General features: G+C 28.9%; 4 protein-coding genes. All 4 read right to left on the reverse strand.

The genetic code is table 11. The annotated features are described in order from the left end of the window. On the reverse strand, window positions 1-184 hold a 184-nt coding region (locus tag ACT8VG_RS11080), incomplete at its 3' end, for a hypothetical protein (protein WP_444195919.1). After that, window positions 171-776, reverse strand: coding sequence for an ABC transporter ATP-binding protein (locus ACT8VG_RS11085; RefSeq protein WP_444195920.1), 606 nt, complete (start codon window positions 774-776; stop codon window positions 171-173). The genes ACT8VG_RS11085 and ACT8VG_RS11080, both read right to left, overlap by 14 nt. Before the next feature lie 12 nt (window positions 777-788). After that, the gene (locus ACT8VG_RS11090; RefSeq protein ID WP_444195921.1) at window positions 789-1,277 is read right to left on the reverse strand and encodes a hypothetical protein; all 489 of its coding nucleotides are present in this window, start codon (window positions 1,275-1,277) and stop codon (window positions 789-791) included. Then, the coding region (locus ACT8VG_RS11095; RefSeq protein ID WP_444195922.1) for a hypothetical protein at window positions 1,261-1,566 on the reverse strand (306 nt) is incomplete at its 5' end. The genes ACT8VG_RS11095 and ACT8VG_RS11090, both read right to left, overlap by 17 nt.

Raw genomic sequence — 1,566 nt, forward strand, 5'->3', positions numbered from 1 at the left:
GGAAGATACAATCAAACACTATTTTTAAATAAAAATAGTTAACTAGAAGTGAAAAAACAATATAAATAGGTCTTTGAGGAAAGAAGTATTTGATATCTGCATAATCAATAAAGTTGATATGAAATACTTCTTTACAAATAAGAAATAGAATGAAGAGAGAAACATAGTTCTTAATAGTCTTCACTTTGAAGCTTCCCCTCTTCTAGTAAATAGGTATGAGTATAGTTTACACGTGCTAAGCGGTCATGTGATGCAATCACTACACTTTTACCCATTTTCACTAATGTATTCACCATATTCTCAAATACGATAATGCTCTCTTCATCCAACCCTCTAGTTGGTTCATCAAAGAAAATAAGATTCTGATTTTCCATAACTGCTTGGATAATACCTGCTTTTTGTCTCATACCTACAGAATAATTCTTAAGTGTGGAAGAACTATCATAATCTAATGAGTACATATGACATAGTTCTCTTATTCTTTCTTCATTATAGTGATGATTGATTGAAGCAAGAAACTCAAGATTGAATCTTAAAGATTCATTTTCAATAAATCCTGGATTTTCTATAAGTGCACCAATATATGTATCAGGCTTCTTTTCAATAGTGCCTGAATCAGTTTGAATAATATCGCAGATGATCTTAAAGAGTGTAGATTTACCACATCCATTCTTTCCATGTATATAGAGACATTCTCCTTTATTTATTTCTAGATTGATATCTTCTAATACAGTGTTTTGTTTAAAGCTCTTTTTAATATGATTGACTTTCAACATATTTATCTCCTCCTAGAAGAACATATAATGACAAATTAAATTAATAATGATATGTAAAGCAATATAGAGAATATTTGATTTTCTATTGAACTGTAAGTAAATAATAGATATCTCAAACAGATAAAGAAATGTGTAAATAACTAACATCAATAGAAGGTTGATACTCATTTGAGAGATACCATATACAAGAAATAAGAAGCCATAGAGAATAATCAAGAAAGATAGTGTAATAATAATCATAAAAGAATAAGTGGTTTGTTGTGTATTCTTATATCCCATACGTGTAATCAAAGTATGATTAATCCCATTGATGATCATGATCTTCTTATAAATCAATACAAGACACGCAATATTCAAAATCAAGGTGATATAGTTACTTGTAAGAAGAATATAGATGAAGTTTACTCTTTTACTTAATCTTGTGACTACAGGAATAAGAAGAATCAAAATAATAAGTGAAATAGTGTCCTGTTTCTTAATAAGCTTAAGCAGTGGAATCATGATAATCCCTCATTCCAAAAAGAATAGATGACAAGAGATAATAGAGTAATGCCGTACCAATATAGAAGAGATAAGGATTGTTATTTAAAACAGGACTTTTAATAATGCTTGGAGTAAGAATATTTATGATATTAAGGAAATAAGCCAATGTAGCAAGCAAACTTCCTGATGTATTATAGAATGTATGAGATAAAACTGATGCACCAATATAAAGAATAAGAGATACAAGTAATCCAAGTGTTCGATAGATGTTAACAAGCTTTATTAAGTACTGTATTGAGCTCAAGAA

The sequence above is a fragment of the Catenibacterium sp. genome (genome assembly GCF_052354645.1).
Lineage (GTDB): Bacteria > Bacillota_I > Bacilli_A > Erysipelotrichales > Coprobacillaceae > Catenibacterium > Catenibacterium mitsuoka_A.

What these genes read in the sequence shown, in the direction of transcription:
- ACT8VG_RS11090 (WP_444195921.1), bottom strand. Translation starts at nt 1,277, where the DNA reads ATGATTCCACTGCTTAAGCTTATTAAGAAACAGGACACTATTTCACTT.
- ACT8VG_RS11085 (WP_444195920.1), bottom strand. Translation starts at nt 776, where the DNA reads ATGTTGAAAGTCAATCATATTAAAAAGAGCTTTAAACAAAACACTGTA.